Origin of the sequence: Nocardia ninae NBRC 108245 (genome assembly GCF_007990755.1) — a bacterium.
GTDB classification, from domain to species: domain Bacteria; phylum Actinomycetota; class Actinomycetes; order Mycobacteriales; family Mycobacteriaceae; genus Nocardia; species Nocardia ninae.
On sequence record NZ_BJXA01000002.1, the window covers coordinates 12075 to 37362 of the forward strand.

Sequence of the window (25288 nt, forward strand, 5' to 3'; positions counted from 1 at the left end):
CGACTCGTAGGGATGGATCGATCGAGTCGTGGTGTTGGGGTGGATGTGTGGCCGGAATATTTGAGTGTGGGGGCTGTGCGGTTCGCACGCCCTACGGCGCGGTTCGACGACGTGGTGGCGTTCTACCGGGATGATCTCGGGCTGGCCGTGCTGGCTCAGTGGCGTGATCACGACGGATATGACGGGGTCGTGTTCGGGCTGCCCGATGCCGGGGTGCAGTTGGAGATCACCCAGCACGGGTCGCCACCGGCGATTCCGCAGCCGCATCCGGAGAATCAGTTGGTGCTGTATTTGCGGGGTGAGCAGGCGCTGCGGGCTGCGGTGGATCGGCTGAGCGGGCGCGGGCATCATCCGGTCGTGCCTGCCAATCCGTATTGGTCGCGGCGCGGTGCAGTGCTGTTCGAGGATCCGGACGGGTGGCTTGTGGTGTTGACGCCGTGGGTGTTCGGCGAAGATTCGTCAGCCGGGTAGGGGGTCCGGCGAGATCATTGACCCGAGCTGCGGTCCGCAGTTCAAGCATTGTTCCGGTGATCGACTTCTCGAAACGAAATGCACACCAACCTAACTCGGTAAACTGACTGTACCGTGTTCCACTCCTTTCGAACCTCGGCCTACCGCAGACGATTACACTGCGACACCGATTGATGGGGGTGACGGCACTACCGGCCGCACTGGCGCTCTGCCGGGCTGGATTCAATCCGTGTTGGAGGTGCTTTGTGGACCGTCGAAATTTCTTGCGGGTGAGCGTGATCGGCGGAGGCGGCGTGGCGCTCGGCGGAGCGGCCTGGCTCGAGGCCTTCAGCGCGGGCGCCGTTTCCGGTGAGTCGCCGTATGGACCGCTATCGAAGACACCGGATGCCAACGGGGTGTTCCTGCCTGCGGGCTTCACCAGCCGGATCGTTGCCCGCTCGGGGCAGCGGGTGGCGGGATCGAACTACACCTGGCATCCCGCGCCGGACGGCGGTGCCTGTTTCGCCGACGGCTCGGGGTGGATCTATGTATCCAACAGCGAGGTCGACCGGACCGGCGGTGTCGGCGCGATCGTCTTCGGTGCGGACGGCGCTATCGTCGGCGCGCATCGCACACTGTCGGGTACCAGCCGCAACTGCGCTGGTGGCGCTACGCCGTGGAACACCTGGCTGTCCTGCGAAGAGGTGGACAAGGGTGCGGTTTTCGAAACCGACCCGTGGGGTCGCAACACCGGTACCCGTAGACCGGCGATGGGACTGTTCACACACGAGGCGTGCGCGGCGGACCCGGATCGCAAGGTCATCTATATGACCGAGGACCGCCGCGACGGCTGCTTCTACCGATTCGTCCCGACGTCCTGGGGAGACTTGTCGAGCGGCAAACTCGAGGTGCTCGTCGAGACCTCGGGAAACCTCAGCTGGAAACCGGTCCCGGACCCGTCGGCGCGATCCAGGCCGACGCGGCAACAGGTGCGCGGAGCGAAGGTCTTCAACGGCGGCGAAGGCTGTTACTACGCGGGCGGCACGTGCTGGTTCACCACCAAGGGCGACAACAAGGTCTGGGCGTATGACGCTGCAGGCAACCAGCTTTCGATCACCTACGAGCCCGGAAACGGTGCACCACTGTCCGGAGTGGACAACGTGACCGGGGCGTCGAACAACGACCTGTTCATCGCCGAGGACGGTGGCGACATGCAGATCTGCCTCATCGCTGCCGACGTCGTCGCACCGTTCCTGCAAATCGCCAACTCGAGCGGGTCGGAGATCGCAGGCCCGGCCTTCAACCCGGCAGGCGACCGACTCTATTTCTCCTCGCAGCGCGGCACCTCGGGTTCGAGTAGCGGCGGCATCACCTACGAGGTGACCGGCCCCTTCCGCCGCTGACCCTGTTCGGAGATTGCGCGATCAAGCTCCGAGGTGGAGCGAAACCGAGGTGGCGCGGGTCCACCCGGCGGGAGGCGGCAGTGGTGGCCCCGACTTGATCGCAGCGTGGACGTATTCGTGCCAAACTCCAGGGATGGTGGCGATTTGGCGCAATCCTGACTTGGAATCACTCATCGGGGGCGGTCTGGATCCGCTGGGGTTCACTGAGGCCGGGATCCGCGCGCTGGTTGACACCTATCCGGAAGAGGCGATGCAGATCGAGTTCAAAAGCCGTCGAGATTGGGAGAAGGAGACGGACAAGAACAATCGTAAGAAGGACATCTGGAATGTGCTGCAGGAGCGGGCGAAAGATGTGTGTGCGCCTGCGAACAGTCGCGGCGCGGTCCTGATCTACGGGGTCGAAAACTCCGGGCCTACCGACGGGCGGATGCGTCCGTTCGAACAAGGTGATCCACACAAGATGATCGAACAGTTTCGTCGCGACGTACGTATGTGGACGTCGCCTCACCCGCGGTACGACATGTTTGCCGTCGACGCGGTCGCACAGGACGGTGCCACCGAGGACGGGTTCTATCTGGTGGCGGTGATCCCTCCAGGGGAGGCCGCCCCCCATGCGGTGTACGGGCAGGGAGACCGTCGGTCGCTGACCTATTTCGTGCGTGCTGAGGGGGAGAGCCATATTCGGGTGCTCTCGGAGCTCGAGGTGGCTGAGATGTACGCGCGCCGTAACCGCACGCTCGAGGATCGGCGCGCGAGGGTGGCGGCGGTATGGTCCGAAGGTTGCGACAGGGTCGCGGACTATAGCGGCGATATTTGGGTTGCGGCCAGTATCGTGCCCGCCGCGCCACAGGATGCGGAGCTCACGAGGACAGCGGCGAGAGAGATCGAGGAGTGGGCGAATTCGGTGACCTTCCCTGACAGCATCCTTGGTGGTTTTCCGCGGGCAATAGACTACGCGTACCCAGAAACGGGGATGCTGGTCCTCACGGAGAGGACGGTCGTCCTTGGGCAAGCTGTCGCGCCCGTGCCTACTTATTGTTACCGCGAGTTGCACGCTGATGGTTCAGGTTTCGCGGCGATCTGTGTACAGGATGGCGACCCGAATGTGAATTGGCGCGAGATCGAGATGAACTCCCTCATTGATGCTGTGGCGGTGGCGACGGCTCATGTGGTGGAGTGGACGACGTTTCGGGCGGGCCGATGGGGTGACGCAACTGTGCAGGCGGGTCTGATTGGAAGTAACGCACTCGCGCCCAATGGCGTCCCGGCCAACGTTCGGTTGCAGGATTGGGGGGCTGCTATGGCTTGTCGGGTTGTTCGACGGTCGCCGCGGGCGGAGCTGTTGGTGCGGCTGGACGAGATCGACTCGATCCGCGATCGGTTGGTGGTTTCGCGCCGCGTGGCCGCGCAGATTCTGCAGAAGTTTGGCGTGTTGGAGCCTGCCTGGTTGGGTGAGGATGGTTCTGTTCGGTTGTCGCAGGTACCTGGGCCGGCTCGTTCGAAGGCCTCGTCATGGGTGGCGCGCAACGGGTTGACGGAGAGTTTGTGAATATGGTGGGGCTCAGGGATGCGATTCGCCAATCGCACTGGGTGAACAAGTTGAGCGCCAACAGTGTCAATTTCCGTCGGAGGTTCGTAGCCACGGCGAGTGTGCGTCCAGATGAAGACCTTCCAAGTCGGCTGACGGTCGGCTCGCCTGATCGGCTCCAGCCCAGCTGAATAAATGACATTGGACCGAGATGAGCGAATATGCCAGTGCGCCAACCATTGTCGATTCGCACTACTACTAGTGACCTTGCCTTCGGATCTGCACTGCTGGTCGGTGACCATCCATCCGAAAGGGTGCTGGCGACGCGGATTGGGTTCTTGGGCACTGGGTTCGGGAGTCGTGCTTGCACGGGAGGGAGTTTGGTATGGGCGAACTATCGGGAATTCGTCTGATACGGAACATGATTCGTCGAATGTCGGGCCGCTGGCCTACTACGACCGGCACGGCTCAGGACACCGACGGGCACGGTAATACCGTGCCGATCGCGGTGGCGCCACATCGTTTGCCTGTGCTGGGACATCTGGTTCCGCTGCTGTGTGATCCGGTGGGATTCATGGCGTCGCTACCCGCACACGGCGACCTGGTATCCATCGGACTCGGTCGGGTGACCGCTGTGGTGGTCTGCGACCTCGAACTGATTCGGCAAATGCTGCGTAAGGACCGCATATTCGACAAGGCGGGCCACAATTCGACAGCGGGAGAGAGTTAGTCGGTGAGGGTTCGGTGGGGTCATCCGGCAGACCGTGATGCCGGGGTGGCCCCGCCGATCACGCGGATCTGCCGCGCCTTCAGTTCACCGGCCAGGTGATCACCGAAACCTTGCGTCTGCGCCCACCCGGCTGGCTGCAGACTCGGACGGTGACCGAGGACACCGAACTGGGGGAGCACACACTCGTTGCCGGTACCACCGTGATCCACAGCTCGTACCTGATCCAACACCGGCCCGACCTGTATCCCGGACCCGAACGGCTCGACCCCGACCGCTTCGATCCTGGCCGCACGCCACCTTCGCGTAATGCGTTGCTGCCGTTCGCCGCCGGTGCCCAGAAATGCATCGGTGACAACTTTGCCATGACCGAGGCCACCCTGGCCCTGGCACCATTGCTGCTCGTTGGCGATTACAGACCGTTTCCGGCACCGACACGAGGCCCACCGTGGCCGTGGTACCGCAACCCCGGCAATTGCGGATGCACGCAACCGCCCGTGCTTCACAGCGTGCCCGATCCGAAGGATCCGCTGGTCTGAGACTCTGACCGAGCTGCCGTCGTACTCGGTGATGAGCCGACGCTGTTCGGCACCGTGCAGGGCACTTCCCGGCACGGGTGCAGGACTATGCACTTTGAGCGCCGACGCTGACGGTTAAACCGGTTCTAGCAACGCCGATAGTTTGGCGACACGTCCGGCGGCGTCGAACTCGAAATGCAGGTAGTGGTCGTTTATTTCGTATCTGTCGAAGTTGGGTCCGGTGCGCTCCGGTTTCCCCAGCGCGGCCGCCACTTCGGTTCGAGTTGCGGTGGGGGACAGGCCTTCTAACAGCTCGCCCGGCCGCGGGTACAGCCCATAGGTTTCGTCTTCACCGTCCGGTTGGGTCCGCACCATCGCCGATACGAGCACCTCGTCTTCGAAAAGCAGCTCCGTCCCCGCTCGGCGGAAGAGGTAATACGTCGACTGCACGTCGCCCCAGTCGAAGTCCTCGACCTCCATTTCAGGGCCGACGAGCACGATCACGTCGAGGATCCGGTTGTCTCCCTTGCGAAGTCCGAGAACGTTCAGCATCGCGGCCATCTCACCCGTGACGATCGACATATCGCTTCCTCCGTTTCGGCTCGCGCGGCTACGCGAAAAGCACTGCACGCCACCGTTGTAGCCGACGCTCGAGTTATCCGTCTCGCTGACGATCAGTCGTCGAGTCCGGCACGGAACCAGTCCGGACACGCATCGGGTGAACCGTCCGCTCGGCGCGGCCCCTCCTGGTACGTCGTCCGCCGCGGTGGGGTGATCGGCCGAGGTACTGGGTTGTCAGCTTCTGGCGCCCGGTCTATTCGATACCCACACATGCGCTGGAACGTGGCCAGGGCCCCGGGTTCGACATGGTCGGGCCGAGGGGGGGCGATCGCCGCGCCGCGATGGACCAACGGATGTTGCCAGCCGGTGGCTCAGAGTGCCCACCGGTCAATTAGGGTAGGCAAACCGTATTGATCGAAATCGAAGGTGACCGACACAAATGGACCGCGCCCGCACCAGGACGCTCCCGCTCGCAATGGGGCTGGTGCTGCTACTGGCAGTACTCGCGTTCGCGGTGGTGCTGAGCATCAGCGTCGGCTCGCGCGCGTTGACCTTCACGACCGTGCTGGACGCCTTACTCCACTACAACCCGGTCGATGTCGATCACGCCGTCGTACGCGATCTGCGGCTGCCGCGCACGGCGATCGGCGTGCTGGTCGGCATCGCGCTGGGACTGGCCGGATCGATCATCCAGGGAGCGACGCGAAACCCGCTCGCCGATCCCGGGCTCCTGGGTGTGAACGCAGGCGCCGCCTTGTTCGTCGTGCTCGGGATCAGTGTGCTCGGCGTGACCTCGGTGACCGGCTACGTGTGGTTCGGCTTCGCAGGCGCCGCGGTCGCGGGCGCGGTCGTGTATCTCGTCAGCTCGCTCGGCCGCGACGGCGCCACGCCGATGAAACTCGCGCTCGCCGGAGCCGCGGTCACCGCCGCGTTGCAGTCGGTGACCAGCGGGTTGCTGCTCACCGACACCACCACCTTCGATCAATACCGTTTCTGGCAGGTGGGGTCCCTCGCCGAGCGCGACCTGCCGACCGTTGGACAGGCGGCGCCGTTTCTCGCGGTCGGCGTCCTGCTCGCGGCGATGTCGGCGCGAATGTTGAACGCGCTGGCGCTCGGCACGGACGTGGCCCGCGCGCTGGGTCAGAATGTGCCGGTCGCTCGCGGTGTGGCCGCATCTGCGGTGGTCGTGCTGTGCGGCGCGGCGACGGCCATCGCCGGACCCATCGCCTTCGTCGGCCTGATGGTCCCGCACGCGGCCAGGTTGATCACCGGTCCCGATCACCGTTGGTTGCTGCCGTATTCCGCGGTGATCGCCTCGATTCTGCTGCTGGTCGCGGACGTGGTCGGCCGCGTCATTGCTCGACCCGCCGAGGTACAGGTGGGTGTCGTGACCGCCGTCCTGGGCGGGCCGTTGCTCGTCATGTTGGTGCGACGCCGGAAGCTGGTGAAGGCGTGAGCATCGATACGGCCTCGCTGGCTGCCGTCGCCCATGCTCGACGCAGCGGCACCACTCGCGCACGGCTGGTAGCGCTCGCACTGTTCCTGGCGCTGGTGGTGGTTTTCGCGTTGTCACTCACCGTCGGCTCGTATTCGGTTCCGCTGAGCGATATTCCGGGCATTCTGCTCGGTGGTGGCGGCGGGCAGGACGCATTCGTGGTCAGGCAGCTGCGGCTGCCGCGAGCGGTCGCGGCCACGCTGGTCGGTATCGCTTTCGGTATCGGCGGCACGCTGTTCCAGCGCTTGTTACGAAACCCGCTGGCCAGTCCGGATGTGATCGGGATTTCCCAGGGTGCGAGCGCGGCGGCCGTCGCCGGTCTCGTCGTCTTCGGCCTGTCCGGCGCGGCCTTGTCGCTGGCCGCTTTTGTCGGGGCGGTCGTCACGGGCGCGGTGATCTATGGCCTCGCCCATCGCGGCGGAGTGAACGGTTTTCGTCTCGTGCTGATCGGCGTCGGTGTCGGCGCGGTGCTGACCAGCATCGTGTCGTACCTCATGACGTGGGCCGATGTCGCGCTCGCCCAGCAGGCGCTGGTCTGGATGATCGGCAATCTCAATGGCCGGAGCTGGCACGCGGTCACGCCGCTGGCGATCGCTCTCGTTGTGCTGGTGCCGGCGGCCGCGCTGCTCGCCCCCGCGCTCAACGGACTGCAGCTCGGTGACGACGTCGCGGCCGGCCTGGGCCTGCGGGTCGAGCGAACGCGGCTGCTGTTGCTGCTGATCGCCACCGCCAGTGTGGCTTTCGCGACCGCGGTCGCCGGTCCCATCGCGTTCGTCGCCTTCGTGGCGAACCCGATCGCCACCCGGCTGACCGGCGGCGGTCGCACGGCATTGGTGCCGGCCGCGCTCACCGGCGCGCTGGTCACGCTGCTCGCCGATTTCGTCGCACAGCATCTGCTCGGCAACCCGCTGCCGGTCGGGGTGGTCACCGGCGCGGTCGGCGCGCCGTATCTGCTGTGGCTGCTCGCCGCGGCCAACCGGGCTGGGCGAGTCTGAAAGGGATGCCGTGACACCAACTCTGCACACCGAGAACCTGCGGCTCGGCTACGGACCGGTGACGATCGTCAACGACCTCACCGTGCGCATCCCCGAGGGCCTGGTGACGATGATCGTCGGCACCAACGCGTGCGGGAAATCGACCTTGCTGCGCGGCCTGGCACGGCTGCTCGCGCCCACCCACGGCGCGGTCTACTTGGGCGGCGCGCCGATCTCCTCGCTGCGCAGCAAGGATGTCGCGCGGGAGTTGGGACTGCTGCCTCAATCCCCGGTGGCGCCCGAGGGGATCACCGTCGCGGATCTGGTCGGCCGCGGTCGCTATCCACACCAGGGCATGTTCCGCCGCTGGACACCCGAGGACGACGCGGCGGTCGCGCGCGCCCTGCAAGTCACCGACACCGTCGAACTGGCGTCGCGGTCGGTCGACGAATTGTCCGGCGGTCAGCGCCAGCGCGTGTGGATCGCCATGGCGCTGGCCCAGCGCACCCCGATCATGCTGCTGGACGAGCCGACCACCTTCCTCGATATCTCCCATCAGGTGGAGGTGCTGGACCTGCTCGCGGATCTCAACACCAACGACGGCACCACCGTGGTGATCGTGATGCACGACCTCAACCTGGCCGCCCGCTACGGCGATCACCTCATCGCCATGAAAGCCGGCGAGATCGCCTGTGAGGGCGCGCCCTCCGACATCCTCACCGCGGAATTGGTCGAGGACGTCTTCGGCATTCCGTCACAGATCATCCCGGACCCCGTGTCCGGCACCCCGATGGTCGTTCCCATCGGACGACATCGCTCCGGCAGGGCCGCCGTGCCCGCCACCCGGTCCTAGGAAAGGAATCACACAATGGTCCGATGGACAAAGGCGGTGGTCGCCGTTGCCGCCGCCGCGCTGCTCGCCGCATGCGGCACCGATCCCGCCACCACCCCCGCCAGCGCGGGCGATACCGGTCACGGTGACAAGAATGTCGCCACCGGTGGGACACTGTTCGCCACTGCTGATACCGAGACCGCCAAACTCAAAGCGGACGTCGGGCCCGGCGTGTTTCCGCGCACGGTGACGCAAGCCATGGGACAGACCCGCATCGAGAAAAAGCCCGAGCGGGTAATCGTTCTCGACTCCGGCGAGCTGGACGACGTCCTCGCGCTCGGCGTGACACCGGTCGGCATGGCCACCACCGCCGGACAACAAGGGGTGCCGTCGTATCTGGCCGACCGCGTGCAGAACATCGCGACGGTCGGCCCGACCAACACGCTCGACCTCGAGAAGATCGCATCATTGAAGCCAGATCTGATCTTGGGCAGCAAGTTACGCGTCAACGACCTGTATCCCCAGCTGTCGGCCATCGCGCCGACCGTATTCTCCATCCGGCCCGGCTTCCCGTGGAAAGAGAACTTCCTGCTGGTCGGCGCCGCACTCGGCGCGGAGGAACAGGCCACCAAGCTGCTCAACGACTATCAGACCAAAGCCAATCAGGTGAAGGCGAAACTGACTGGCGCGCCGACGATTTCGCTCGTTCGCTTCATGAGCGGCAACATCCGGCTCTACGGCAAGAAGTCCTTCATCGGCGTCATCCTCGCCGATGTCGGTCTGCCGAGGCCGGCGAATCAGAACGTCGACGAGCTGGCGGTGGAGATCTCGAAGGAGAACATCGACCAGTCCGCCGGCGACTGGATCTTCTACTCGAGTTACGGCTCGGCGGTCTCGCCCGATCAGAAAGCCGTGACCGAGGGCCCGATTTGGCGGAACATGAGCGCGGTCAAGGGCGGGCACGCCATCGCGGTCGATGACGAGGTGTGGTTCCTCGGGCTCGGTCCGATCGGGGCGATGCGGGTGCTCGACGATCTCGGCAATTTCCTGGGCTGAGCGTCGCAGACGGGCGCATTCGAGGTAGGCCGAAACCCTTTGGAGAGAAAGGGTTTCGGCTCTTCTCGCTCGTGGGTCGGCTATCGGTTGACCGGCGTGGTTCAACAAGCAGCGCGCGGCGGCGAGGACACCGCGGCTTCGGTCATGTCGATGTCCCGCCGCTTGTTCGCAACACGGAAACACGAGTCCGGGCCATAGCTCTCCAGCATGCGCCGATAGGTGCGGGCAGACGCCGGCCACGGGTTTGTGACGCGCCCGCTGCGATGCCGATACCAGCTGGACGCGGGCGGCCATACCGTCGTGGCGATCGCCAGTTCCAACCATTGCTGGTAGTTCTCCATTGCCGCCTCGGTGACCTCGATTGCGGCGGCGTCGATCCGATCACGCCAGCGCAGGCAGTTCACTATGTACTGCATCTGGAGCTCTTTCATCGCAGGATTGCTGCCAGCGCTGTTGAAACTGTTCGGGCCGGCGAGCAGAAACAGATTCGGGAACCCCGGGATCGCGATACCCAGGAAAGCGCTCGCGCCGTCGGTCCACTGTTCTGCCAGCTCGACCCCGCGACGGCCGCGCACCCGCATCGGCACCAGAAATTCCGGAGCCTTGAAGCCGGTGGCATAAACGACAGCGTCGGCCTTGTGTTGCGCACCGTCGGTGGTTTCGAGTCCTTCCTTCGTCATCTTGGCGATCGGTGCGGTGACGAGCTCGACATTCGGATATGCCAGCGTCGGGTAGTACTCGCTGTCGAGGACGATGCGTTTGCCGCCGATCCGATAGTCCGGTGTCAGGGCCGCGCGCAGGGCCGGGTCCGAGATCGCGTGCCGCAGATACCAGCGCGCAAGCCATTCGACCGGTCGCGCCGACCAGCCGCGCCACATCACCGGAGCGAGCACGGTATCGGCACCGTAATGCAGTGCGCGCCGGTACAAGTGGTGCCCGCCCGGCAGTGCCAAGACCGCCCGGGCGAGACGTCCGAAATCCTTCGACGGTTTCGGTAGTACCCAATGGGCGGTTCGTTGGAAGACACGCACATGGGCAGCCGTCGCGGCCAGGGTAGGCAGAATCTGGGCCGCACTCGATCCCGTGCCGATCACCGCGACATCGAGACCGCGTAGATCATGTCGGTGATCCCACCGCGCGGTGTGGAACGCCGGGCCGGTGAATTCGGCTCCGCCGGGAAACTCCGGCAGATGTGGGCGATGAAGTTGCCCGACCGCGAAGATCACCACATCAGCCACTATGCGCAGCCCCGCCGCGGTGATTACCTCCCAGTAGCCCTGATCTTCCAGATAGGTGGCCTTGCTCACCGGACAACCGAACCGAAGATGCGGTAGCAAACCCTCATCGGCGGCGACCCTGCTCAGGTAATTCAGAATCTGTTCCTGTCCCGGATAGCGAATGCGCCGATCGCGGTAGGGAGCGAAGGAGAACGAATATAAATGAGACGGGACATCGCAATTGCAGCCCGGGTAGACATTGTCGCGCCACACGCCGCCGGCCTCGTTCTCCTTCTCCAGGATCAGGAAATCGTCGATACCAGCACGTTTGAGCGCAACCCCCATCCCGATCCCACCGAACCCTGCCCCCACCACAATCGCCGTGTAATGCACCGCAGCACCACGCCTTTCATCAGGGATACGCAAGGGACGCGCATCCACAGCACCGGGAAACAATGAAGGTTTCGGCGGGCGGAGACGTTCCCCCACCGGCGGATTATCGAGACGTGTCACGGAGGCTATTGTCGGTAATCTGCGCGCCACCTCCGCTGTCGATAGTTTCTTACCACACTTCCGTTCGGAATTTTGTCCACCTCGCACGGGTGGGTCGTGCATGAATTGACACGTTTAATAGGAATGGGCCACCACTCATCCCATGGTTATTGAGACGCTGGCGCCGCTATTACCATCGAGATCCCCGGCCGAGCCCATGATTCCGCCGCCGCGCGCTCGTCGGGCGCGTCCCGCATAAGGTCGGTCGAGCGCCGCTACAGCAGTGGGGCACTTGTCCGCCGCAGTCTCCGCGTCCCGCTCGCCGATCACACCGATCGCAGTTGGCCTATCGGTGTTCGATGACGGTGGGCAGGGGAGTTGCGGTTCCGGTCGCTGGGTTCGGGAAACAGGGCGAGGTTCCAGCGAGAGAGAGCCCGTCCCGACCGCTGCCATTGCCGGCTTCGGCGCGGGCGACTGCGAGCAGATACCCATCGTTGGTCACGGCGTTGGATTGCTCGTCCGGTTTGACCGGCCACACCTGCCACAGTCGCTCGCTCCAGATCCGTACGACCGAGTTGAAGTATTCTGCCGCTTTGCCTTTGGGGATGCCGGTGATGAAGTAGAAGACCTGTGCCTTCTTCGGACCAGTGGTGCTGTCGGGGTTCCCGTCACAAGGGACCGCCGGCAGGTTCGCCAGGTCGAACTCGACCTTCTGCCCGTTCGCTTCAGTGAGCGGAGCCGACAGGCTGACCCCCGGCGGTAACGCATTCAAGGTCACGGTGAGGTATCGCTGGATTGTGGTTTGGGCGTGCGATTCGTTCAACGGCTGGCCGGGTGTGGTAGATGCGGAAGTGGTTATCGAATTCGATTGACCGCCAACGCATCCGGTGAGGACAAGACCGCACACCACGGCAGTGGTGAACGGCGTCTTCGGTCCGGGCATGTCTACTGCACCCGGATGGTGGGGCCGGTGCCCGGCCGTAGGGCGGTCATCCCCGAGACCCCGAAGCTGCGCCCTGGCAGTGTGTCATCGAGGTTGCCTTGAACGAGGCCCGCAAATTGTTCGGGCACTGCGGGTGCCACCGGTGCGGGATGGGTCGTATCGGTCATTGCGACTCCCGAGGACGATGAGGTCGTGCGATCGATCATGGAATCGGCTGTGGCGAAGCGGCATGTGCGCAGCAAACCGTTGATCAGCGTTGCGACATGGCCGAATTCAGTAATTGGAGTTGTCGGCGACGGCGAAAATTTACTGCTACCAGGACCGCCGCGATGGTGATGAGCATGACCGCTCCGACGACTCGCAGAATCAGGGCACCCGAGTAGAGACCGAGCGCCACCGCTGCCACCGCCGCCGCGGCGCCGCAGACGCCGGATCCGACGATCGTGATGCTTGTCCGCCGCAGTTCGCGCTCGATCATGGAATGCAGCCACTGGAGGTTGACGCCTGTAGGGCGCTGTCCGCGCACGATGTGCTCGAATCCGATTCTGTTGTCCAGCGATCCGAACTCGCTGGTGCGTCGTTGGTCGTTGAGATAGGCGCCGCCTCCGACACCGAGCCCGCCGCCGATTGCCCCGGCGACCGCATACGGCGGGCCGAGGGTGGCGATGAGGACATAGATCGCCGCGCCGCCGCACAGCGCGGTGAGCAAGATGTAGATCGGTGCGGCGACCGTGGTCGCGCCGATTACCGCGCGGGAGGGGTGCAGTTGTCGAACTTCCATTGGCCCTCCTCGACGGTCCACCAGCGTGGTGTCTCGTTGGCTGGGTCTTGCTCGTGGCCTGCTTCGTAAAGTTGAGCTTGTGCGCGGTGGACACCGCGGCTGGGGTCCTCGGCGGTGATGACGAGAACTCGCAGGCTATCTGGTCCCGGATGGGGTTTGTCTGCGAATTCGGTGGCGATAGCTCGAGCGTATTCGTCGTAGCCGATCACCTTGCGGCAAGCGTCGGATCGCATGTCGTAGGCGTCGCGGTAGCGCCCTTTGTAAATCGCTACCCGCATGGACTTGACCCGAAGTTGCAGGTCGTCGGCGGTGACGGCTGAGGTCGTGGTGGACGAGCTCGTGCCCGAACCCGGCTCCGACGGTGTGCCGCATCCGGTCAGCCCGATCAAAGCGGCGGCGGTGACCATGGCCACGGTGCACGCTCGCTGTCCTGTTCTCACCAGCTGACCTCCGTTGGACCGGGAATGGCGTGATAGATGCTGTGCTCGTCGCGTCATGCCAAGCACGCTCCGGTGCACGGCCTGTCCGGCCGCTGCGGCGGACTCGGCTGGGTCCGTGGCGGGTCGACGGGAATGGCGGTTGGCGCTGGTGTCGCGGTGGGAGGCACGGGCGGCGCTGGTTGGGGCGTGTAGGGCGGCGCGGTGGGCGCAGCACTTCCGCCGCCGTTTCCATCACCACGACCGTTGCCGTTGCCGTTGTCGCCACCATTACCGTTTTGGCCAGTGGGTGTCGTGGATGGCCTGAGTTCACCGGGCGCCGGGATTGCGGTGCCCTTGATGACGTGGTTGAGCTGGACACTGACCTCCGGCCCGAGGATGCCGTATTTCACCGTGATCGTGTAGTAGTCGTCGGCCTCAGGCGCCATCAACCGCATCACCCCAGCCATGACAGCGCCGCAGACAAACGAAATATAAGGCCCCACAACGGGAATGGCCGCGCACGCCACGCCCGCAGCACCAGCCTCGAAGGCCGTGGCGGCACTGTAAAGCGCTTGCGACTGGGTCGGGGTCAGATCGTACTTCTGCGTATGGAGCGGAGGGAGGTCGAGCATGCACGAGATCGGATTCCACAGACACGCACCGTCGGACACCGGCTGGGCAGCGCTGGGGCCGGAATCCGGTCGCCGTCCCACACTGGTGGTCGGCAACGGAATCGCCGCAGATTCGGGAGCGGCTGTCGGTGGTGGTGATGCTGGCCGTGGTTGCGGTACCTGCTGCCCGGGTATCGGGACGATCGGTGTGCCGTTGCCGGGACCGACCGGCGGGGGTGTAAGTGCACCCGCGCGAGACCCGCCACCGGTGCCGGGCTGGCTCGGTGCCCAGGTCGGCAGTGGCGGTTGCGATGGCGCGGGTGGCTGGGAGGGTTCGGGAACATCGACACATGGCCAGCCCGGATGCATCTGCTGCCCCTGCTCACACGGAATGTACGGCCCTGCGGACGCGGGTGGGGCGGCGGGACCGATGGTGGTGAGCACGGCGGAAATCATCAGCAGCGACCCTGTCGTGGCGAGGGTGGCACCGGTGCGCCGCCATGTTCTCCAGCGTCCCCGGCGGTTCATGATCGCCTGGCATATCGAACGCCCGCGCTCCCGAATGCGATTGGCAGGCGAGGCCTTTGCGCCACTCACAGGTACACCGGATCGCCGTAGACGGTGACGGTGTTGTCCGCGGCCGGGGTGGATATCCGCGCGGTGGCGTAGGAGCGCAGACTCACCGGACCCATGCAGGCGTCGATTTTGACTTGGACTTGTTCGGCGGTGATCGACGCGCGCGGGCCCGCCAGGGGTTTGGTGCCGAAGTCGATGGTGGCGATGGAGCCGGGTTTGAGGGTGGTGGAGATGTTCGGTGACACCGACGCGCTCGCACCGAGGCTGACACTGGGGGGCCAGCTGATGTTGAGTGAGGCGTTCGGGCCGACCGAGAAGCCCATGCCCAGGGTCAGTCCCGTGGACACATCGACTTGGCAGCCGATCTGATACCCCAACGCCAACGAGCCTGCCGAAACCGGCGCAGTTCCCGCCCCCGTGATCTCAGCGATCGCCTTGAGGCTGACAAAGCCCTCGCGGGTGAACATGGTCGAGGCCAGATTCGGGTACCGATCCAGGTTCTCTTCCGTCTTGGTGACCGCGAGCGTCCACCCGTCATCGGTGACGGTTTCCCGATGCTTGTCGGCCACCGGATCCGCTCCGGCAACACCCGCAGCCCACATCCCGGCCAGCAGCACGGTACTGCTCGCCGCGACACATGCCACGGTTCGCACAGTTCTCCCCATCAGTCCCACCCCTTCTCACCCCTAGATAGCAAATTGCTAGCTATCTTGCATGGCGGTCATTTCCAGTGGCGCGAAATGTGAGCACTGCCACTCTCGGCGGCCGGTTCGGGCTTGGATCGGATGCGACGGCTGATTGACATGAAAAGGGCTCTGGCTCCGTGGAATACCACGGGAACGATGGTCGCCGGTGGACCGGGAACCGACGTGTGCGTGTTCGAACCGTTACCGACCGCGATCTCGGATGCAGAATCGCGGGTCGACTCCTCGATGAAATCCCGCTGATTGACAAGGTGGGGCGGCAGAATGTCGACCATGCGGACATTTGCCCGATTGTTGCAGAGCGTGGTCGCCGGAGTGCTGCTCGTGGCAGTCGGGCAGAGCGTCGCGGCTACCCCCGCGCAGAGCGAGGTGTTCTGGCCGCAGCTGCCGCAGGGCCAGGTGTCCTGGCCGCAGCTGCCGTGGACGAGTGCGGAGCCGGATGGTGTGCAGGCGTCGGCGGCGGCGCTGGCGGAGGGGATCGCCGGGACGGTGCTGTGGTCGCGGCAGCCGAATACGGTCGTCCCGATAGCCAGCATCACCAAAGTGATGACGGCACTGGTGGTGGTCAACGCCGGTGACCTCGAACGAGCAATCACCGTGCCGCACGAAAGCATCGCCTACTGCGTCAGGCACGACGGAAGCACCGCAGGCCTTGCTCCCGGTGAGGTGCTCACGGCACGTCAGCTGCTCTACGCGATGATGCTGCCGTCGGGCTGCGACGCCACCTACGCGCTGGCTGAGGCATTCGGACCCGGCCAGGATGGTTTCATCGCCAAGATGAACGACACCGCGCGTCAAATGGGCCTGGCGGGAACGCATTTCACCGACCCCAGTGGACTTCCCGTCCCGAACGACGACTCCAATTCCTCCACGCCGGCCGACTTGGTGACGCTGGGCCTGCGCGCGATGAGCCAACCGGTGTTCCGGGAGATCGTCGGGACGCACAGTTATCGCCTGCCCGCCGGCCCTGGCAACCGCGAGCACCACTGGCACACCACGAACCTGCTGCTGGGCGACTATCCCGGCGCTGTCGGCATCAAAACCGGATACACCGACGCTGCGGGAACGTGCCTGCTGTTCCAGACTGTCCGGGCCGGAATACCGTTGATCGGTGTGGTGCTGCACAGCTCGACCCACGGCGCCGTCGCCGCGAAGGACGACGCCGAGCGCATGCTGGACTGGTTCTACGGCCCGATTCTCAGCGCGCTGCCGATTGGTTAACGGTGCAGCGGCACCAGCGTCGATCTTCTCGCGGCAGCGCACGTGCTCTGAGCTGAGTCAGCGTTCTGCTGATGATGCGGGAGACCTGCATCTGCGAGATGCCTAGACGTTCGGCGATCTGTGCTTGGGTCTGGTCGCCGAAGAACCGTAGATGCAGCACGAGCCGCTCGCCTCGACACCACGCCGTTGGCGCACCTGCGGCGGCTGCGCCTGGACGCGGTCCGTCAGCAACTCCGCGCGGCCGGTCCCGGTGACAGCATCACCGTGACCGCTGTCGCGTACAACTGGGGATTCACGCATCCGGGGCGCTTCGCCGTCGCCTACAAGCGCATCTACGGCGAGCACCCGAGCCGAACCCTGCACACCTGACAATCGGTCAGCAGTGTCGTCTTGCCGTAGAAAATCGACGTTGCCGCAGCGGTTGGGCCGCCGAATCCGGGCCGGAGCCAGGTTTCCTGGGTGGTTTCATGGGTAGCCGGACGTTATCTTTGGCCTACGGCGAGCGGAGGAAGCCGGAATGAGAACGCCCGCGCGGCCGATCCCGGGCGGTGACGAGCAGGGCGTGGAGTTCGATCTCGACGTCACGCCGGACCGGCGGATTCGGGATGCGGTACGGACGCTGCTCGCACCTGATACCAGTGTTGTCGTCGAGGACGCGGTCCTGGTCACCGATGAGATGGTCGCCAACGCCCGCGAGCACGCTCGTCCGCCCTGGCGCTGCCGCCTCACGTTGTCTGCGGGTCGGCTGCGGATCGAGGTCGACGACGGCGGACGGGGGGATCCTTATGTGCGCGAACCGGATCTGACCGGTGGGCGCGGGATGATTCTGCTCGACCGCCTGGCCATCGCCTGGGGAGTCGTGCACCATCAGCGATTCAAGACGGTGTGGGCTGAGCTGCCGCTCGATCGCCCCCGGCTTCCGCCTGTGGCCCCGGCGCCATCGCCCGATCCGACGGACCCGGGGTCAGGCAGCTAGAGGTCGTCTCGGCTTCGCTCAGTCACCTGGGCACTACGGAGCCACCGTCGGCGCACAACCCGAACTTTGCCTGCGCCGCGCTCGGTCTACCCGAGCACCCTCATCTGCTTCGGCGGTCGCGCAGGATCAGCCAGGCGACCAGGGCCGCGATAACTACCGCGATCGCGGCGGCGAGTGGCACTCGCCTGCTGTTTGCCACGGCCGCGAGCTGGACTGCCCTTTCTTGGGCGACGCCGGTCACCCCGGTCGCTTTCGCGCGGGCGGTTTCGGCGGTTTCCCGCAGTCTGCCCTCGACCCTTCCTCGAACATCGAGCTTGTCGGTCAGTTCCGCGATGGTCTGGCCCAATTCCTCGCGGGTCAGATCGCGGTCGGCCCGCAGCAGTTCCGTCTCGGGTGACTCGGCGGACGGGTTTCTCTTATCGTTCATCGCTGTTGTCCGTTCTCGATCGCCGGGAAGCGGCTCGTACAAGACCGAAATGGCCCGCTGCGCGATTCCCAAACCCGACGACTCGCGGGGTCTCGGCTGGCACGGCGCGATGCCGCCCGGTGCGGTGGCCGCTGTGTGGTCAGAGAGGGTTCACCACGGGCCGCCAACCGCCGTCGTACGCGGCCGAGAATCGACCCGACGGTGCGTGACTGCCTGCGACGGCGAGCGCGGCGGCGGTCCGGACCGCGGTCTCCTCGATATCGGTGAGGTTGAGCTGGACATGGGTGACGTGGACAACCAGGTTCGACACGTCGACGCCGATTCGGGAGAGCAGACCGAGCCCGTCCTCGGCCCCGCGCAGCGCCGCGTCGACGAGCTCCGGGTCGAACCGCGGTTGGATCGAGCTGGTATCGGCGGGATCGACGGCCCAAACAGCTTGGCCTCGAGCGGGTTTCGTTGCTGCGCCCACCGCTACGGTTACCTGCCCGAAGTAGCCGATCCCGCCCTTCTGGCGCTGCAGCCGGTAGTGCCCGCGCTTGCTCGGGAGCGCGACCGGATCGGTCATGACTTCCAGTCGACGAATCGGCTTGGTAGATAGTCGGATTCGATGGCTGCCGGGAGCTTCAGATCATGTGCCAGCGCGGCGAGTGCCAGCAGCGGCCAGGCGATACGAGACCGCGGCGGGTTGCGCACCGCGTCGGCGAGCTCCTGGCTGATGTCCTTCTTGGCCGCGAGTCGCTCGATGATCCGGATACGCGGGAGCCATGCCGAATCTGCCGGTGCCTCGGCGAGCCGCTCCAGCGCGGGCGGGAGTAATTGGGCGACAGCGGCTTTGACGTCCTTGTTGCGTGGCCAACGGGCCCGCTGCAGCAGCGCCGACAGGGCCGCGGCGTAGGCGTAGGGCACGCGCAGCTCCGCGGCATCGGCCGGCGTCCACAGGTTCGGGTGGTACATAGTGTGGAACTGGCTGCGCAGATAGAAGTCACGCGGACCGTTGCGGCAGATCAGGACCAGTTCGAACGCTTCGATCCACTCGTGCACCGATGGTGTGCCGAGCTCTTCGTCACGGCCCGTCGTCACCGACATGCGTAGCAGCGGTAGGTCACACCGCGCCGTATCCGAGGTGTGCCGTAGCCGCGCGCCGAAATACGAGCTGGTCGCGTTCGACAAGGTCAGCACGGCGGGCCGGGCATGCCGGTGCGTCATTGCCGGGTCCTCGGCCGCCATCGCTTCGAGGTAGTTCCACAATGCCTCGATCAGGCTCGGCAGACCCGCCGCGCCGACCCGATCCATCGCTCCCGCAGCACGATCCAGCTCGTCGTACAACGCGGTCAGGGTGGCACTGTCGGTGTGTGGTGAGGGGGCGGCACTCATGCGACCAACATAGTGGGTGGGGATGCGCCACCGATCCGGCAATCGACGCAGCTCACGGTGCCGACCCCAAATGGTCTGTCGCACAGACAAATGACGTCGATTCCTGCTTCTGCGGGCAAGGTGACGGGTACGCTCGAACGTACTTAGTTCAATATCTGAATTAACTCTAGGATCGATATGGTTGCGCCAACTCCTGCCGACAAGTTCTCCTTCGGATTGTGGACAGTGGGGTGGCAGGGGAGGGATCCATTCGGAGACGCCACCCGACCGGAACTGGACGCGGTCGACGCGGTGCATCGACTCGCTGAGCTGGGCGCCTACGGTCTCAGCTTCCACGACGACGATCTGATCCCGTTCGGCGCGTCCGCCACCGAACGAGATCGCCGCATCGAGCGACTGCGGACCGCGCTGGCCGAGACCGGGCTCGTGGTGCCGATGGTGACCACCAATCTGTTCACCCATCCGGTGTTCAAAGACGGCGGGTTCACCAGCAACGATCGGCAAGTGCGCCGGTTCGCGATGCGCAAGGTGCTGCGGAATGTGGAGTTGGCGGCTGAGCTGGGCGCGCGGACCTATGTGCTGTGGGGCGGGCGCGAAGGCGCGGAGTACGACAGTGCCAAGGACGTCCGCGCGGCATTGGACCGTTACCGCGAAAGTGTCGATGTGCTCACCGGATTCGTGCGGGACCGCGGCTACGACCTCCGGTTCGCGATCGAGCCCAAGCCCAACGAGCCACGCGGCGACATCCTGTTGCCGACCGTCGGGCATGCGCTGGCGTTCATCACCACGCTCGCGCACCCGGAGTTGGTCGGGGTCAATCCCGAAGTGGGGCATGAACAGATGGCCGGATTGAACTTCGCGCACGGCGTCGCGCAAGCGCTCTGGCACGGCAAGCTGTTCCACATCGACCTCAACGGCCAGCGCGGCATCAAATACGACCAGGATCTGGTTTTCGGGCACGGCGATCTGATGAACGCCTTCGCATTGGTCGATCTGCTGGAGAACGGCGGACCGGATGGCGCGCCCGCCTACGACGGGCCGAGGCATTTCGACTACAAGCCGTCACGAACCGAAGACTTTGCAGGAGTGTGGGATTCGGCCGCTGCGAACATGCGGACCTATCTGCTGTTGCGCGAGCGTGCCCGTGCCTTCCGCGCGGATCCCGATGTGCGCGAAGCCTTGGCGACCGCAGGCGTCGATGAGCTGCGCACTCCGACGCTGTCGGCGGGGGAGACCTACACCGATCTGCTGGCCGATGAGGCGAAGTTCGACGCCGACCGCGCGGGGGAGCGCGGATACGGTTTCGTCCGGCTGAATCAGCTGGCGCTCGAACATCTCATCGGCGCGCGGTGAGCGCTGCGGGACAGTGGCGCCAGTTCGTCGAGCGATGACGCGGCTGTCCAGCCCCGCGCACCTGCGACAGGTGCGGGCGGGGAACTTCCAGGCGGTGCTGCTGGCCATGTTGGACGGCCCGGCGTCGCGGGCCGAGCTCGCCCAACGCACCGGCCTCACCAAAGCTACCGTCGCCAGCCTCGTGGAACCTCTACTGCGGCAACAGATTCTCGCCGAAGGCGCCGTGGTGAACACCGGACGTGGCCGACCGTCCCGCCCACTGCACTTCGCTGCCGCAGGACCCGTGGCGATCGGCGCGGAAATCAACGTACGGCACCTCGCCGTCACTGCGCAGCGACTGGACGGCTCGACCGAATTCGAACAGCGAATCGAGGCGGACAACCGCGGCGCTGCCGCAGCTGACATCATGACCCGGCTCGCCGACCTCATTCGCACCGCGATCGCCGCCTGCGGCCGGGACCCACTCGGAATCGGGCTCGCCGTACCCGGCATCGTCCAGGACGGAACCGTCGTGCATACCCCGAACGTGCCCGGCCTCAACGGAATTCGACCAGGCGATCAGCTCGCGGCTGATCTCGGGCGACCGGCGACGAACGTGGCGGTGGACAACGAAGCCAATCTCGCCGCCCTCGCCCACGTGTGGCCACACCGGCTGTCCGGCGACGACTTCGTCTACGTCTCCGGTGATGTCGGCATCGGCGCCGGAATAGTCGTCGGCGGAGCCATGTTTCGCGGCCGAAGCGGCTTCGCCGGAGAACTGGGCCATGTAGCCATCGAACGCCGTGGCCGCCCCTGCCCCTGTGGCAACCACGGATGCGTGGAGCAATACGCCGGACTCCACGCCATTCTCCGGACCGCAGGCAAGCGCGACCTCGCCGCGCTCCTACGCGCCCTGGACCAGGGCGACACCCGCGCCCTCGCCGCCGTCGAGGGCGCGGGCGAGGCCCTCGGCGCCGCCCTCGCCTCGCTGATCAACATCTGCGACGTCGCGACCGTAGTCCTCGGCGGCAGCTACGCGGCATTATTCGACCACCTCGCACCCGGCGTTCGCACCGAACTCGACACCGGCGTACTCGCCGCCGCCCGTCGCCCCACCCAGCTCACCAGCTCCGCATTCGGCAGCGCCGCCGTCACCCGCGGCGCAGCCGCCCTCATCACCCGCCGCTGCTGCCTCGAACCGAACCTCTTGCTGCCGCCGAGCCGCCTAGCCGTGGAAGATGAGCGGCGATAGCCTCCGCATCCATAAGCCCACAAGGTGCCACTCACCGCCACTGGATCGCCGGCGACCATCTCCAATTGAAGAACTCCAGCGAGAAGGTCCCCGGTTTAGGTGGGGTCGGGCACGTGACGGTGAAAGTTCCGTTGCGTGGAATATCGACTCGGGTTTCGCCGAGGTAGTTGGACTTCCAGCTGTGGGTCGCGTCGGTCGCGTTCCAGCAGCGCACTGCCCGAGAACCGGCCCCTGCCGCGTCGACGACGGTCACGGTAACGGTCTTGGCGTCGGATTGGGCGATCGTTACGGGCTCACGAGGCGGGGGCGCTGGAGCCGGTGCCGGTGCCGGAGCCGGTTTGCCCGGAAGCTCTGCGGGAGCTGGGGCGGGTGCCGGACCCGGCCTGCCGGGGAGCTCCGCAGGAGCCGGGCCAGGACGATTGGCCGGCGGCACCGGGTGGATGATCCTGGTGGCCTGGACGCCGGCCCAGGTTGCGAAGTCCTTGGATCCTGCGAAAGCATGCCCGAGATAGCGCCGGTGCATCTCCTGGTTGTCTTTCGGCTTCAGCTTGCCGTCCTGCCCGACGAGGTCTTTGCCGTCACACACCGGGTCGCCGTACACGCAGATCGACACCACCGGATCGTCGGCATGGAAGGCTGCGCGCTGCCCGAGACCGCCCCCGATCCGCCAATGGTCTTGATCCTGGGTAAGTTTGCCGTCGCTGTAGATCGCTTCCGTTGTTCGCGGCGACGGTCCGTTGTACGCGGGTTCAGCGATGAGAACGACCGCCGCGACGCGGGCGCGATCGACCGGCCCGTTGCCGTGGAACACCGACTGCGCGAGATCACCCATGATGTGACCGCCTTGCGAATAGCCAACCAGGACGAACTTGGCCGAACGGCATTCCGCCGCTTGCTTTTTCAGCTCCTCGTACGCGCGCGAATAGCCGATGTCCTTGCTTATCCGGTAGGCCGAGATGTCGTAGGTCAGTTTCGCATTGACCGCACCGAACGCCTGGAGGCCCGTCGCGGGATAGTTGATCGGAGTCACCACCAGCGGGCCGAGTTTGTCGGCAATCGGCGCGACAGCGGAAGCGACCTCCGCCCCCAACCGGGCTACCAGCGAGCTCCTGTCGACACCAGGCGGCGGCGCGTGTGCCGGCCCCTGATTGGTTCCCGCAGCACCGATCACGACTGTGGATAGGCAATTGTCGTCCGCCGACGCCACACCCGGACCTACCACGACCAATGATGTGAGCATTGTGACGGAAACCGTCCAACGACGGAGCCGCTTCGCTCCGGTCGCACACCGTTCCACCGGGACTCTCATGAGATCCCTTCCTAGCGAACAGCGTCAGCGACCTGTCACGGTTCTGCGGCCTGTCGATCGCCGCATCCGGAGCATCGGACCGCCGATACCTTCAGCCAATCTGACTGCACAACAAAGCTATCGCTATGGGCAGGTGCGCTCTATCGGTCGATCGGCGGACACCGGGCGATCGCACCAACTGGCCGCATCTGGGGAGTTCGAAGCTGGTCACTGACAGGCCCGGCCCCGTACCTTCGCGATATCGGGCAGGCACTCGGTGTCTGCTGTTAATGGATTGGGGTGGGTTCATTGGCGTTGTCTCAGCAACTTTCGGAAACAAAGTCGAGGTCGCGGCACGGACTGGTGCGTGCGGCGTCGATCGCAATGGTGGTCGGCGCTCTGACAGCAGGCGGGCTCGTCGTCGCTCAGGCTCAACCGAGCCCGGTGCCGTCCCCTTCCGCAACGACGTCGACCGCTCCACCAACACCCGCACCATCCCGGCCTCCGGCATCGAGCACTCCTCCACCAGCGCCGCGCGCTACCTCCAGCAAACCACCCTCGTCAACAAACCCGCCGACGTCCTCAGCAACTACGACTTCGTGCGCGCCGGGCACGAAGTCGAAGCCTGACTCCTGGGCTCCCACGCGGAACCCGCGTGCCACGATCGAGCCGGGCAAGATGCGTTCGGACTGCGAACAGATTCCGAAGGGATTCAGTAAGGCCGACGCAGATAAGGCCGAGACCATGGAGGCCGCAGCGGCGGCGCGCCCGCATACCCGGTCGACCGCCGCCAACCCCGGCTGCCAGGTGTACTGGCCGGCTCCGTATGAGGTGTGTGGCGCGATCCGCGACAAGTACAACGAACTCGGCGGCCCGAACAGCTTCCTCTTGTTCCCGACCAGCAACGAGCTATCCAACCCAGATGGCGTCGGCAAACGCTCTACCTTCCAGAACGGGCCTATATACTGGTCGCCGACCGGTGGCGCGCACCCGGTTGTCAACCACTTCTTCGCTGCCTGGCAGCGCAACGGCTGGGAAGGCGGGCCGCTCGGGTATCCCATTTCTGATGAGGTCGTCAACCCCGACAACATCGGCCGCCGACAGTATTTCCAGGGCGGCATCATTTATTGGAAACTGAACGAGGCCTACTACGTGGCCGGTGCGATCCGGGACAAATGGGGCGAAACCGGTTGGGAGGGCGGATGGCTCGGCTACCCGAGCTCCGACGAGACCAAACTGCCCGACGGACAAGGACGAATGAACCGCTTCGAGCGCGGTGTCATCTACTGGTCGCCCGGCACCGGGCCCCATCCGGTCGCCGGGGCGATCCTCGAGAAGTGGGCGAAGGCAGGCTACGAGCGCAGCAGTCTGGGATATCCGACGGGAGATCAGGCCAGCCGCGACAACAACGTCACTGTCGAACAGCAGTTCCAGGGTGGACTCCTCACGGCACCGGGTCCTGCCGCGTCCGAATTGGCGTATCTGAATCCCGGCACGACCGGCGAACAGCAGATCGCGGCTGCCCAGCGATGGGCTCAACAGATCGCCGCGCCTGTCATCGACGTGCTGGTCGAGGCGCTACGGCGAGCTCGGCAATATACAGAGGTCAAGAGCCCCGACAGCCCCTCTCCCGATGACTATGAAAATCTGCCCGATGCACGAGGCAAGGGCGACATCTTCTACGCTGATTCCAGCCCTGACCTCGTGGTGATCAATAAGCTGGTCAACCACGGACACAACGGGATCTACGTGTCGACGACGAACACGATCGAGGCGGCGCAAGGCAAGGGGGTGCATGAAGTCGACAACCGCACCGCGACCAACGGTGGTCGCCGACAAGTACGAAAGCCGCAACTGGGCTGGATCGAAACCTCTGATGCGATCCGTACCTCCGCAGTGGCTTTCGTCCGCTCGAAGCTCGGCAAGTCCTACAACAACAACTTCGCCTTCAACCGCAATATTCAGGACGAGCAGTACAACTGTTCCCAGATCGTATGGGCCGCCTACATGCACGCATCCAATGGCGACATCGATATGAAAGACAGTTTTCCGAACCCTACGCCGTCTGTGTACCCCAAGGAACTCTTCACATCCGGATGGGTCCGCAAGTACTATCCGTGACTTCAGCGAC

The 25288-nt window shown here is 65.2% G+C and carries 28 protein-coding genes and 1 pseudogene; 16 read left to right on the forward strand and 13 right to left on the reverse strand.

Annotated elements, in window-relative coordinates; all coding sequences use genetic code 11:
• The first annotated feature begins 75 nt into the window (after positions 1-75).
• The 5 genes from NN4_RS02130 (at position 76) to NN4_RS45940 (ending at position 4647) form a co-directional block, all read left to right on the forward strand.
• A complete protein-coding gene (locus NN4_RS02130; protein WP_246180663.1) occupies positions 76-471 on the forward strand; it encodes a VOC family protein in 396 nt (131 codons plus the stop codon).
• A 245-nt stretch (positions 472-716) separates the two neighbouring features.
• A complete protein-coding gene (locus NN4_RS02135) occupies positions 717-1853 on the forward strand; it encodes an alkaline phosphatase PhoX (RefSeq protein ID WP_147128238.1) in 1137 nt (378 codons plus the stop codon).
• A gap of 133 nt (positions 1854-1986) precedes the next feature.
• Positions 1987-3402, forward strand: a complete 1416-nt coding sequence (locus NN4_RS02140; protein ID WP_147128239.1) for an AlbA family DNA-binding domain-containing protein — start codon at positions 1987-1989, stop codon at positions 3400-3402.
• Positions 3403-3802: 400 nt separating this feature from the next.
• The gene (locus NN4_RS45935) at positions 3803-4111 is read left to right on the forward strand and encodes a hypothetical protein (RefSeq protein ID WP_246180664.1); all 309 of its coding nucleotides are present in this window, start codon (positions 3803-3805) and stop codon (positions 4109-4111) included.
• A 95-nt stretch (positions 4112-4206) separates the two neighbouring features.
• Positions 4207-4647, forward strand: coding sequence for a cytochrome P450 (locus NN4_RS45940; RefSeq protein WP_246180665.1), 441 nt, complete (start codon positions 4207-4209; stop codon positions 4645-4647).
• Between the two features lie 114 nt (positions 4648-4761).
• Here the strand turns inward: NN4_RS45940 and NN4_RS02150 are convergent, their stop codons facing one another.
• A complete protein-coding gene (locus NN4_RS02150) occupies positions 4762-5208 on the reverse strand; it encodes a DUF6392 family protein (protein WP_147128240.1) in 447 nt (148 codons plus the stop codon).
• 418 nt (positions 5209-5626) lie between these two features.
• Between NN4_RS02150 and NN4_RS02155 the strand changes: the two genes are divergently transcribed.
• Genes NN4_RS02155 through NN4_RS02170 form a run of 4 tightly spaced genes read left to right on the forward strand, consistent with a single transcriptional unit; the run spans position 5627 to position 9544 of the window.
• The gene (locus tag NN4_RS02155) at positions 5627-6643 is read left to right on the forward strand and encodes a FecCD family ABC transporter permease (RefSeq protein ID WP_147128241.1); all 1017 of its coding nucleotides are present in this window, start codon (positions 5627-5629) and stop codon (positions 6641-6643) included.
• Positions 6640-7677, forward strand: a complete 1038-nt coding sequence (locus NN4_RS02160; protein ID WP_147128242.1) for a FecCD family ABC transporter permease — start codon at positions 6640-6642, stop codon at positions 7675-7677. Before NN4_RS02155 ends, NN4_RS02160 begins: the two co-directional genes overlap by 4 nt.
• Positions 7678-7687: 10 nt before the next feature.
• Positions 7688-8509 carry an ABC transporter ATP-binding protein gene (locus NN4_RS02165; RefSeq protein ID WP_222594944.1) on the forward strand — a complete coding sequence of 274 codons (822 nt, stop codon included), beginning with the start codon at positions 7688-7690 and terminating at the stop codon, positions 8507-8509.
• A 15-nt stretch (positions 8510-8524) separates the two neighbouring features.
• Positions 8525-9544, forward strand: coding sequence for an ABC transporter substrate-binding protein (locus NN4_RS02170; protein ID WP_147128243.1), 1020 nt, complete (start codon positions 8525-8527; stop codon positions 9542-9544).
• 101 nt (positions 9545-9645) lie between these two features.
• Here NN4_RS02170 and NN4_RS02175 read toward each other — a convergent pair whose 3' ends face one another.
• The 7 genes from NN4_RS02175 to NN4_RS02200 form a co-directional block, all read right to left on the reverse strand.
• Positions 9646-11154 (reverse strand): flavin-containing monooxygenase, encoded by a 1509-nt coding sequence (locus NN4_RS02175; RefSeq protein WP_246180666.1) that lies wholly within the window; start codon positions 11152-11154, stop codon positions 9646-9648.
• A 445-nt stretch (positions 11155-11599) separates the two neighbouring features.
• Positions 11600-12196 carry a hypothetical protein gene (locus NN4_RS02180; RefSeq protein ID WP_147128245.1) on the reverse strand — a complete coding sequence of 199 codons (597 nt, stop codon included), beginning with the start codon at positions 12194-12196 and terminating at the stop codon, positions 11600-11602.
• Positions 12197-12198: 2 nt separating this feature from the next.
• Positions 12199-12363: a hypothetical protein gene (locus NN4_RS44725; protein ID WP_186818213.1), complete on the reverse strand. Its 165-nt coding sequence runs from the start codon at positions 12361-12363 to the stop codon at positions 12199-12201.
• 83 nt (positions 12364-12446) lie between these two features.
• The gene (locus tag NN4_RS02185) at positions 12447-12977 is read right to left on the reverse strand and encodes a hypothetical protein (RefSeq protein ID WP_147128246.1); all 531 of its coding nucleotides are present in this window, start codon (positions 12975-12977) and stop codon (positions 12447-12449) included.
• The gene (locus NN4_RS02190; RefSeq protein ID WP_147128247.1) at positions 12941-13417 is read right to left on the reverse strand and encodes a hypothetical protein; all 477 of its coding nucleotides are present in this window, start codon (positions 13415-13417) and stop codon (positions 12941-12943) included. Before NN4_RS02190 ends, NN4_RS02185 begins: the two co-directional genes overlap by 37 nt.
• A gap of 53 nt (positions 13418-13470) precedes the next feature.
• Entirely contained in the window at positions 13471-14028 is a 558-nt protein-coding gene (locus NN4_RS02195; RefSeq protein WP_147128248.1) for a hypothetical protein, read from the reverse strand.
• 572 nt (positions 14029-14600) lie between these two features.
• Positions 14601-15248, reverse strand: a complete 648-nt coding sequence (locus NN4_RS02200) for an MspA family porin (RefSeq protein ID WP_186818214.1) — start codon at positions 15246-15248, stop codon at positions 14601-14603.
• 312 nt (positions 15249-15560) lie between these two features.
• Between NN4_RS02200 and NN4_RS02205 the strand changes: the two genes are divergently transcribed.
• Positions 15561-16508 (forward strand): D-alanyl-D-alanine carboxypeptidase family protein, encoded by a 948-nt coding sequence (locus NN4_RS02205; RefSeq protein WP_186818216.1) that lies wholly within the window; start codon positions 15561-15563, stop codon positions 16506-16508.
• On the opposite strand, the pseudogene NN4_RS02210 reads toward NN4_RS02205, so the two are convergent.
• Positions 16486-16677, reverse strand: a pseudogene (locus NN4_RS02210) (sigma factor-like helix-turn-helix DNA-binding protein); the annotation flags it as partial. The gene NN4_RS02205 and the pseudogene NN4_RS02210 sit on opposite strands and share 23 nt — an antisense overlap.
• Positions 16678-16694: 17 nt before the next feature.
• On the opposite strand from NN4_RS02210, the gene NN4_RS02215 reads away from it, so the two are divergent.
• Complete coding sequence (locus NN4_RS02215; protein ID WP_246180667.1) at positions 16695-16877, forward strand: helix-turn-helix domain-containing protein; 183 nt, start codon at positions 16695-16697, stop codon at positions 16875-16877.
• 148 nt (positions 16878-17025) lie between these two features.
• Entirely contained in the window at positions 17026-17484 is a 459-nt protein-coding gene (locus NN4_RS02220) for an ATP-binding protein (RefSeq protein WP_147128251.1), read from the forward strand.
• A gap of 100 nt (positions 17485-17584) precedes the next feature.
• Here the strand turns inward: NN4_RS02220 and NN4_RS02225 are convergent, their stop codons facing one another.
• From NN4_RS02225 to NN4_RS02235, 3 genes are all read right to left on the reverse strand, one after another.
• A complete protein-coding gene (locus tag NN4_RS02225) occupies positions 17585-17911 on the reverse strand; it encodes a DUF3618 domain-containing protein (protein ID WP_147128252.1) in 327 nt (108 codons plus the stop codon).
• Positions 17912-18050: 139 nt separating this feature from the next.
• Positions 18051-18476 (reverse strand): hypothetical protein, encoded by a 426-nt coding sequence (locus NN4_RS02230; protein WP_147128253.1) that lies wholly within the window; start codon positions 18474-18476, stop codon positions 18051-18053.
• The gene (locus NN4_RS02235; protein WP_147128254.1) at positions 18473-19285 is read right to left on the reverse strand and encodes an Imm49 family immunity protein; all 813 of its coding nucleotides are present in this window, start codon (positions 19283-19285) and stop codon (positions 18473-18475) included. Before NN4_RS02235 ends, NN4_RS02230 begins: the two co-directional genes overlap by 4 nt.
• A gap of 177 nt (positions 19286-19462) precedes the next feature.
• On the opposite strand from NN4_RS02235, the gene xylA reads away from it, so the two are divergent.
• A complete protein-coding gene (gene xylA / locus NN4_RS02240; RefSeq protein WP_147128255.1) occupies positions 19463-20638 on the forward strand; it encodes a xylose isomerase in 1176 nt (391 codons plus the stop codon).
• 34 nt (positions 20639-20672) lie between these two features.
• A complete protein-coding gene (locus NN4_RS02245; protein ID WP_147128256.1) occupies positions 20673-21869 on the forward strand; it encodes an ROK family protein in 1197 nt (398 codons plus the stop codon).
• Between the two features lie 31 nt (positions 21870-21900).
• Here NN4_RS02245 and NN4_RS02250 read toward each other — a convergent pair whose 3' ends face one another.
• Positions 21901-22959 (reverse strand): cutinase family protein, encoded by a 1059-nt coding sequence (locus NN4_RS02250; protein WP_186818217.1) that lies wholly within the window; start codon positions 22957-22959, stop codon positions 21901-21903.
• A 488-nt stretch (positions 22960-23447) separates the two neighbouring features.
• On the opposite strand from NN4_RS02250, the gene NN4_RS02255 reads away from it, so the two are divergent.
• Together NN4_RS02255 and NN4_RS44735 are read left to right on the forward strand one after the other, a co-directional pair.
• The gene (locus NN4_RS02255; protein ID WP_147128258.1) at positions 23448-23786 is read left to right on the forward strand and encodes a hypothetical protein; all 339 of its coding nucleotides are present in this window, start codon (positions 23448-23450) and stop codon (positions 23784-23786) included.
• A gap of 49 nt (positions 23787-23835) precedes the next feature.
• Entirely contained in the window at positions 23836-25278 is a 1443-nt protein-coding gene (locus tag NN4_RS44735) for a YiiX/YebB-like N1pC/P60 family cysteine hydrolase (RefSeq protein ID WP_186818218.1), read from the forward strand.
• The last annotated feature ends 10 nt before the right edge of the window (positions 25279-25288 follow it).

Bases quoted from the DNA above. Each gene is read 5' to 3' on its own strand.
- NN4_RS02140 (WP_147128239.1), top strand. From the start codon at position 1,987: ATGGTGGCGATTTGGCGCAATCCTGACTTGGAATCACTCATCGGGGGC.
- NN4_RS45935 (WP_246180664.1), top strand. From the start codon at position 3,803: ATGATTCGTCGAATGTCGGGCCGCTGGCCTACTACGACCGGCACGGCT.
- NN4_RS02150 (WP_147128240.1), bottom strand. From the start codon at position 5,208: ATGTCGATCGTCACGGGTGAGATGGCCGCGATGCTGAACGTTCTCGGA.
- NN4_RS02155 (WP_147128241.1), top strand. From the start codon at position 5,627: ATGGACCGCGCCCGCACCAGGACGCTCCCGCTCGCAATGGGGCTGGTG.
- NN4_RS02170 (WP_147128243.1), top strand. From the start codon at position 8,525: ATGGTCCGATGGACAAAGGCGGTGGTCGCCGTTGCCGCCGCCGCGCTG.
- NN4_RS02180 (WP_147128245.1), bottom strand. From the start codon at position 12,196: ATGCCCGGACCGAAGACGCCGTTCACCACTGCCGTGGTGTGCGGTCTT.
- NN4_RS44725 (WP_186818213.1), bottom strand. From the start codon at position 12,363: ATGACCGATACGACCCATCCCGCACCGGTGGCACCCGCAGTGCCCGAA.
- NN4_RS02185 (WP_147128246.1), bottom strand. From the start codon at position 12,977: ATGGAAGTTCGACAACTGCACCCCTCCCGCGCGGTAATCGGCGCGACC.
- NN4_RS02195 (WP_147128248.1), bottom strand. From the start codon at position 14,028: ATGCTCGACCTCCCTCCGCTCCATACGCAGAAGTACGATCTGACCCCG.
- NN4_RS02200 (WP_186818214.1), bottom strand. From the start codon at position 15,248: ATGGGGAGAACTGTGCGAACCGTGGCATGTGTCGCGGCGAGCAGTACC.
- NN4_RS02205 (WP_186818216.1), top strand. From the start codon at position 15,561: ATGCGGACATTTGCCCGATTGTTGCAGAGCGTGGTCGCCGGAGTGCTG.
- NN4_RS02220 (WP_147128251.1), top strand. From the start codon at position 17,026: ATGAGAACGCCCGCGCGGCCGATCCCGGGCGGTGACGAGCAGGGCGTG.
- NN4_RS02225 (WP_147128252.1), bottom strand. From the start codon at position 17,911: ATGAACGATAAGAGAAACCCGTCCGCCGAGTCACCCGAGACGGAACTG.
- NN4_RS02230 (WP_147128253.1), bottom strand. From the start codon at position 18,476: ATGACCGATCCGGTCGCGCTCCCGAGCAAGCGCGGGCACTACCGGCTG.
- NN4_RS02235 (WP_147128254.1), bottom strand. From the start codon at position 19,285: ATGAGTGCCGCCCCCTCACCACACACCGACAGTGCCACCCTGACCGCG.
- xylA (WP_147128255.1), top strand. From the start codon at position 19,463: ATGGTTGCGCCAACTCCTGCCGACAAGTTCTCCTTCGGATTGTGGACA.
- NN4_RS02245 (WP_147128256.1), top strand. From the start codon at position 20,673: ATGACGCGGCTGTCCAGCCCCGCGCACCTGCGACAGGTGCGGGCGGGG.
- NN4_RS02255 (WP_147128258.1), top strand. From the start codon at position 23,448: ATGGATTGGGGTGGGTTCATTGGCGTTGTCTCAGCAACTTTCGGAAAC.
- NN4_RS44735 (WP_186818218.1), top strand. From the start codon at position 23,836: ATGCGTTCGGACTGCGAACAGATTCCGAAGGGATTCAGTAAGGCCGAC.